Source organism: Roseinatronobacter alkalisoli, assembly GCF_028745735.1.
Lineage (GTDB): Bacteria > Pseudomonadota > Alphaproteobacteria > Rhodobacterales > Rhodobacteraceae > Roseinatronobacter > Roseinatronobacter alkalisoli.
This window is the reverse complement of sequence record NZ_JAQZSM010000067.1, coordinates 1-6,657: the sequence shown is the minus strand read 5'-3', so window position 1 is coordinate 6,657 and position 6,657 is coordinate 1. Positions and strand designations below refer to the sequence as shown.

At 54.1% G+C, this 6,657-nt stretch carries 7 protein-coding genes and 3 pseudogenes; 4 read left to right on the top strand and 6 right to left on the bottom strand.

Annotated elements, in window-relative coordinates; translation table 11 throughout:
- On the top strand, positions 1-270 hold a 270-nt coding region (locus tag PUT78_RS22710), incomplete at its 5' end, for a hypothetical protein (protein WP_274354514.1).
- 70 nt (positions 271-340) lie between these two features.
- Here the strand turns inward: PUT78_RS22710 and PUT78_RS22705 are convergent.
- The 3 genes and pseudogenes from PUT78_RS22705 to PUT78_RS22695 form a co-directional block, all read right to left on the bottom strand.
- Complete coding sequence (locus tag PUT78_RS22705) at positions 341-940, bottom strand: recombinase family protein (protein WP_274354513.1); 600 nt, start codon at positions 938-940, stop codon at positions 341-343.
- 117 nt (positions 941-1,057) lie between these two features.
- Positions 1,058-1,761, bottom strand: a pseudogene (locus tag PUT78_RS22700) (IS6 family transposase).
- Positions 1,762-2,110: 349 nt separating this feature from the next.
- Entirely contained in the window at positions 2,111-2,440 is a 330-nt protein-coding gene (locus PUT78_RS22695) for a hypothetical protein (protein WP_274354512.1), read from the bottom strand.
- Between the two features lie 881 nt (positions 2,441-3,321).
- Between PUT78_RS22695 and PUT78_RS22690 the strand changes: the two are divergent.
- Positions 3,322-3,705, top strand: a pseudogene (locus PUT78_RS22690) (DDE-type integrase/transposase/recombinase); the annotation flags it as partial.
- A gap of 99 nt (positions 3,706-3,804) precedes the next feature.
- Here the strand turns inward: PUT78_RS22690 and PUT78_RS22685 are convergent.
- The 3 genes from PUT78_RS22685 to PUT78_RS22675 are packed head-to-tail and all read right to left on the bottom strand — an operon-like array spanning position 3,805 to position 5,574.
- Positions 3,805-4,215: a hypothetical protein gene (locus PUT78_RS22685; protein ID WP_274354511.1), complete on the bottom strand. Its 411-nt coding sequence runs from the start codon at positions 4,213-4,215 to the stop codon at positions 3,805-3,807.
- Complete coding sequence (locus PUT78_RS22680; RefSeq protein ID WP_274354510.1) at positions 4,212-5,060, bottom strand: RHS repeat-associated core domain-containing protein; 849 nt, start codon at positions 5,058-5,060, stop codon at positions 4,212-4,214. The genes PUT78_RS22685 and PUT78_RS22680 overlap by 4 nt, the downstream gene beginning before the upstream one ends.
- A 46-nt stretch (positions 5,061-5,106) precedes the next feature.
- A complete protein-coding gene (locus PUT78_RS22675) occupies positions 5,107-5,574 on the bottom strand; it encodes a hypothetical protein (RefSeq protein ID WP_274354509.1) in 468 nt (155 codons plus the stop codon).
- 140 nt (positions 5,575-5,714) lie between these two features.
- Between PUT78_RS22675 and istB the strand changes: the two genes are divergently transcribed.
- Complete coding sequence (istB, locus tag PUT78_RS22670; RefSeq protein ID WP_274354508.1) at positions 5,715-6,266, top strand: IS21-like element helper ATPase IstB; 552 nt, start codon at positions 5,715-5,717, stop codon at positions 6,264-6,266.
- Positions 6,267-6,370: 104 nt separating this feature from the next.
- A pseudogene (locus PUT78_RS22665) lies at positions 6,371-6,529 on the top strand (transposase); the annotation flags it as partial.
- Between the last annotated feature and the right edge of the window lie 128 nt (positions 6,530-6,657).

The window sequence follows — 6,657 nt, the reverse complement described above, 5'->3', positions numbered from 1 at the left end:
CGTAAGTCATGGAAAATGACCGCGTGCGAGAAAGGCAATGTCTGCCCTCACTGTGGCAAGGCTGTCTTTGAGATGGGTCGTTCATTCAAAGCGCCGAGAAAATCCGACACCGAACAATGGCAAAAGGTTCAGCGACTTTGGGAGGCAGGATTCCGCTTTTATAGTTATAGAAGATACCCAGATGAAGAGCCGTTACCAGAACGGCTATCCGAAGTTGAAAGCTTCATTTCCCGTAACCCGCATCATCCCTTTAAGGTATCTCAACGATAATTTCTCTAAAACATCAAACGGCAGCTTGGTCCGCGTTGTGTGAGTTCATGTGCAGCGCAACGAACGGCAGCTATACCGCAGCCGAAGACGCATCGGCGCTCGGTGTCCGCTGCAAGACCCGATAGACGGTCGGCCTCGATACGTCGAACAGCTCTGCCAGATCGCTGATCGAGTAATCACCCGTGTCATACATGCGGCGCAGTTCTGTCTGGCGGCGATCCGATAGCTTTGGTTTTTTGCCCTTCAGCCGTCCCTTGGCACGGGCAATGGCCATGCCTTCCTTGGTGCGCATCCTGACCAGATCAGCCTCGAACTCAGCAAAGGTGGCGAGGATGTTGAAGAACATCTTGCCCATCGGATCGGTCGGGTCATGGACCGATGCGCCCAATGCCAGTTTCACCCCGCGCTTTTCCAGTTCATCGGCGATGGCCCGTGCGTCGGGAACCGACCGCGCCAGCCGGTCCAGTTTCGGCACGACAAGCGTGTCCCCTTCACGGACTGCTGCCAGTGCCTGGGCCAGACCTGGCCGCTCCCGGTTCGTGCCAGTTAGGCCATGATCGGTGTAAATCCGGTCTTCCGCCACATCGAGGTCAAGGAGCGCAGTCCGTTGTGCGGCGAGGTCCTGTTTGTCGGTTGAACACCGGGCATAGCCGACACGAGTTTTCGTCATGGATGCATCCTTGGGCCGGAATTGGCCGAGCTTCGTTTTGGCCGTGGTCGTATGTAACGCAAAAGGTTCTGTCGCGAACTTTCGAGAAGGTTGAGTATAGGCTGGCGCTGGACATAATTATGCTGCGAGCTGGGCAAACTGCTGGAATGCGTTCAGGCTGTTGGTATCGAACTGCCCCTTGCGGATCATGTGCGCGGCCTCAATTCCCTCAAGAGTTGCGGACGCTGAATGAAATGCTTTGAAGCCAAGCATTCGCCCCGTGATGCGCTTGATGAACCGGTGGTCCTGCTCGAGGATATTGTTCAGATATTTGACCTGCAGGATGTTTATGGTCTGCCCTGTTTCTGTGAATTTCAAGATCACATTCACGGCCTCCAGCCCCGCTAGGTTCGCGCCGCTTTTGTCAATCACGATACGGTCGGGAACACCATTGTTGCCGAGCGCGCGGCGGAAGAAGCGCCGTGCCGCCGGCATGTCGCGCCGCTCAGAAAGCATGAACCGAAGGTCCGCGAAGCGAAATCAAGGGTTTCGCCGTTCCGATCCACCGCGCGGTAGTGATACATCCACTTGCCCTTGACCTTGATATACGTCTCGTCCATGCACCATGACTTCGCTGTCGGACGCTTCTTCCTTTGGGCCTGAGCAGCAATTGCGGGGGAGTATTTGATCACCCAGCGGTTCAACGTTGCATGGTCAACATCGACGCCGCGCTCCTGCATGATTTCCTCAAGGTCACGATAAGATACTGGGTAGCGCAGGTAGAATAATACAGCAAACAGGATCACCGATTTCGGGTAGTGTGCGCCTATGAAGTCAACCATCGTAACCGTCCAATCACACCCAAGCGTCAATCCCAAACCACGATACCGGTGAAGCGGCACAACCAACAAGCCGAAAATCTTTGCGACAGAACCCGGCGTCCTCGTCAAAGCGCTCGCCAATCCAGCCCTTGGTTTCGGGCAGGGTCTGGCTGGGCGCAAGGCCTGCGGTCTTCTCTCCCCAGGGGTTGAAGCTATGGTTCTCGACCCGCGAGCCTGTAGCGTCCATCGCTGCACGGATGGAGCCGAGGTGATCGGGTCAGGCGTAATTCGCAACCGGTGCGGCGGTGGTGTTTGTCGCCAGCCGAAAGCGCGGGTGCGGAGCGATAGAGGGGCGCTTGTCGCAGCCTGACTATTTCCCGCGCAGCTTTTTCAACTCGCGCTCTAAAACCCGCATCGAGATCGGTTTGGTAATGTCGTCGTTACGCCCCTTCCACCGGTCGATGGCAGCGCTACGAAACAGGACCTTTCCTTCCGGGCTCAGTTGCGATTCAACGATGTTCAGATCCCGGGGTGGATCGTCGCCTTCGTAAGGACGGGTGACGAACAATCCGTTGGCATCCATGAAATTCACGAAGGCTCTGCACAGCGCTATCGTGTGCTCCTGCACGTCGGGATGGTCTTTGTAATACCCTTCCAACAACCAACCCAAAGCGAAAACTGATACGTCAACTTTTTTCATGGCCTGCGATCCAATACCCGATGTGAACCTGTTATGTCGATCAGTCGTCCCGTCTGCTGGTCGCGTATGAATGTACCGCCATTTTGCTCGATACGCCTCTGTTTATCCAGTTGCGGGCCTTTGTTTGCCGTCGGACTCGTCACCTCCCGCACCTCGAGCACCCTGCCATTCTGTACCGCACAGCAGTCCAAACGTCTACCGGTTCCAGTTACAGAAAAATCAATCGCCCTCGCCCCGTTGTGATTGTACAAGGTGCGCTCGTTCTGAATGCTCGCGTTCGGATATTTGGCCTGCATCTCCGCAGCGGCTTCGGTATGATGGCGCGCGGCGAGAACTTTCTGCAGGGGTTGACATGCAGGCACAATTCCCCGGAGCGAGTATTCAGGGGCAGCAATATCTACGCACAGCCGATGGAAAAATTGCGCGCGACCCCATAACTGGAAGTGCTAGGCGTCTGGATTTCGTTGCTGTACAAAACGGACAGGCACTGCAAGTCAGGGAGGTGACAAGTTTGACTGCTGCAAAAGGCACTCAGTTGGCGAAGGAGGCGCGATTTATGAACTCAGGTGGACATTTCGTACGTGATCGAGTGACTGGACAATTGGTAGATGTATCGCAGCATCTCCCATCTTTGCTGGACCGACGGCCATGAACGATAGCGATTTGTCGGTTTTTCCGCTTTACTACTTCTTTAAGGCGTACGCGGGTCATTCTGATTTGGGAAAGCATGTTCTGGAGAAGTGCAAAGCGTTTGTTGCTTTCATGGATAACAACGGGCTTTTCTGCGAAAGGCCTTATGACGGATTAGAACCGCCGCGAGACTTGGATATAAGGGAGTCAACAGGGGCACGCCGTAGCGCTTACGATTTCGCTTCGCGGACCTTCGGTTCATGCTTTCTGAGCGGCGCGACATGCCGGCGGCACGGCGCTTCTTCCGCCGCGCGCTCGGCAACAATGGTGTTCCCGACCGTATCGTGATTGACAAAAGCGGCGCGAACCTAGCGGGGCTGGAGGCCGTGAATGTGATCTTGAAATTCACAGAAACAGGGCAGACCATAAACATCCTGCAGGTCAAATATCTGAACAATATCCTCGAGCAGGACCACCGGTTCATCAAGCGCATCACGGGGCGAATGCTTGGCTTCAAAGCATTTCATTCAGCGTCCGCAACTCTTGAGGGAATTGAGGCCGCGCACATGATCCGCAAGGGGCAATTCGATAGCAACGGCCTGAACGCATTCCAGCAGTTTGCCCAGCTCGCAGCAAAATTATGTCCAGCGCCAGCCTATCTTCAACCTTCTCGAAAGTTCGCGACAGAACCCCTTTCAAATCCAATGCTCAACAACTTGGCAATGCCGTAGTAACTATTCATCCAAGGTGATCGCTTCAGGAAGGCCTTCAAGCATCAACATAATATTCTGAAAGGAACAGGATACACCAACAGACTTCATCCAAAACTTGCGGCCATCGGCTAGTTCAACATCAGATTTCTCTTTGCCTCCTACCTCGCCAAAGAAATGGTGAATTTTTTCAGTCTCGCCTTGTATTTGTAGCTCTGACAATTTTCCATCATAGCACCCAATAAGCTTGTTGACTGAAATTGCTGTCCATCGGGCTTCACTCTGAAAAATGGCAAAGAGAAACTGTTGTTTGGGGAAGTTCTCTAAAACCCTAATGCGGCTTCGAATAACGTCCCGCGAAACAAAATCGTTACCAGCTTGTTCGGCTATCTTTTGTCGCCTAACGCGAGCGTCGATTACACTAAGAGAGATCATTTCAAGACACCGAATAGTACGTACGCGTTGTTTGGGTTGCCGGTGGGGGAAACGGTAAGGCCATGCCAAGTTCGGCCTTGTTGTGCCCTTGTGTTTAGGATGTTGCTTAGCCGTCCTGTTGGTTCAACAATTCTACCCGTATTTACTACAACAGAATTTACACCGTTTGCTTGGAGTTCTGCTCTCAGGGCAGCCACATTTTGACCGCTTAAAGAGGTTGCTCTTCGGGTTTGAAAGCCAACTGTTGCATGACCATTTTGGATTGAAACCGCGGCATTCATATTTCTAGTTGTTGCGCTGACGTAGGGTTGAGGTTTCGTCACCGCGGCTGCGCTCAGTGAGCGAGCTGTTGGAGCTGGCCGTGGCGTAGTAACAGCACCCATTCCAGCAAGTCGGGAAATCCCCCCCGCTACTAAACCTTCGAAAATTACTTGACCAAGTTCGTTGTTATCAAGCGCTCGCCGCGTTTCTGTGCTAATGCCAATGCGAGCAGCATGGTTGTTCCCAAATCTTTCATGCTCTTCATCAATTCCAATGTAATCTCGAAAATGATCCCAAGCACTAGTGCCATTGCGGATTGCATCAGCTCTGTCGTAATGGTGACTCGCTTGCTCAGAAAAATAGTCATCGGCCTCTTCTTGGCTGTCAAAATTCTGATAACGCCAATTGTTCCCCGATGAGTCGAGCCTATTGATGGGATCATTGCCAGAATATGCGTATCGGTTTGTGCCAACACCTGGTTGCGTTGGGTCGAACCAATCAGGTTGAATGAACATCGCCGACGCTTGCGAAGCGAAAAATGCAAAGAGCGCGGTCAGAATGAGCTGTTTCAAATTGCGGAACATGGCCATTCCCCTGAAATGTAATGTGTAGTTGCAAGCGGACGTTACCCTATCTTTGCAAGGCTCGCCAACCCAAAGATTCTGCTCTGTCAAACATGCCTTGGTTGACCCTCTGAAGGTAGGCCAGATAGGGCCGCTGATCCTCTGGAACATCTTGTGCCGTGGGGTACTTTTCGTGAAATTCTGTGCGCAGCAGATGGTAGGATGCCGTTGCTTTCTTGACCATGATGTAGGCGAACATTGGATAGTGCTCGATCAGCGTGTCAGCCACAGCCATGGCGTCGTGATAGCGACCTTCGGCGATCAGCTCCTCCACTACCACAGCGGCGATGACAGCGACGGATTGCTCGTTGGTCAGTGGCGTCAGGAACACGCCATTTGTCACGGCCTCGTCGGTGATAGGCAACAGGTCGCGATAGTGCTGATCCCGCGCAGCGCCCGCCCCGCTGGTGGCTTCCAGGTTCCAAGTTTTGCCCGCATCATCGGTGAATTTCACGAAAACATGCAGCGGGGCCATGGCGGGCACAACATCCAACCCGAGCCGTTGGCCTAGGATGATGAACAGGAACGGTGCGGCATGGTGATGCAGTTCCCGCGCCGGTCCTGGATGTAATCTGACAGCAGCTTGTTGCGCACATCGAGGCCGTAGGGATCGTCATGGTCACCCGCGGCCTTGATCGCCGACAGATCCTATCACTGGGTCAGGGCGGGTGGCTCAAAGCGCATGAGCAGATCATTCTTACGGGCCAAACAGGCACCGGAAAGACATGGCTGGCCTGTGCATTCGCCCATCAAGCCGCGCGCATGGATTATTCCGTGGCCTATGCCCGCATGCCGCGGCTCTTTGAAGACCTGGCCACAGCCCGCCTCGACGGGCGGTTTCCCAAGCTGATCGACAAGCTCGCCCGCGTGCAACTCCTCGTGCTCGATGACTGGGGCACCCACAGCCTGACAGATCAACAGCGTCTCGATCTGCTCGAACTCTTCGAAGAACGATATCAACGCCGATCGACCATCATCACCGCGCAGCTGCCCGTCTCAGGCTGGCATCAGATGATCGGCGAGCCCACCATCGCGGACGCGATCCTCGACCGCATCATCCACAATGCCCACCGTATTGAACTGAAAGGTGACAGCATGCGCCGAAAAAGTCCCAAGCCGGAATTGACACAGAACGAAAACGCCGAAATCATCTCTCAAGACCAATGAACGCAGCGCAAGGATCAGCCGACACCCCGCTGTCCGGGAATTACTGAAACGGCTGTCCGGGATTTAGTGAAATCCCTGTCCGGTATTTCTGAAATCCGCAGCCAGAAACGGATGGTGCGCCGCACTGCCCTGTTTGCGGATGCATGGACGTCTATGACCTGTCCACTCGACGTCGGTTCAAATGTGCAGCCTGTCATCACCAGTTCAGCGTAACCTCCGGCACCATTTTCGCCTCCCGTAAGTTGTCCTTTGTCGATCTCTTGGGGGGGCATTGCCAAGTTGTTGTCCGTTAGGTGCGGTGGTCTGTGCCTCGTGCATTCATGCCGTCATTTCGCGGGCATAGTCGTTCCATAGCCGGAAGGCATCTGCCCGAGCGTGTCGATAGGACGTG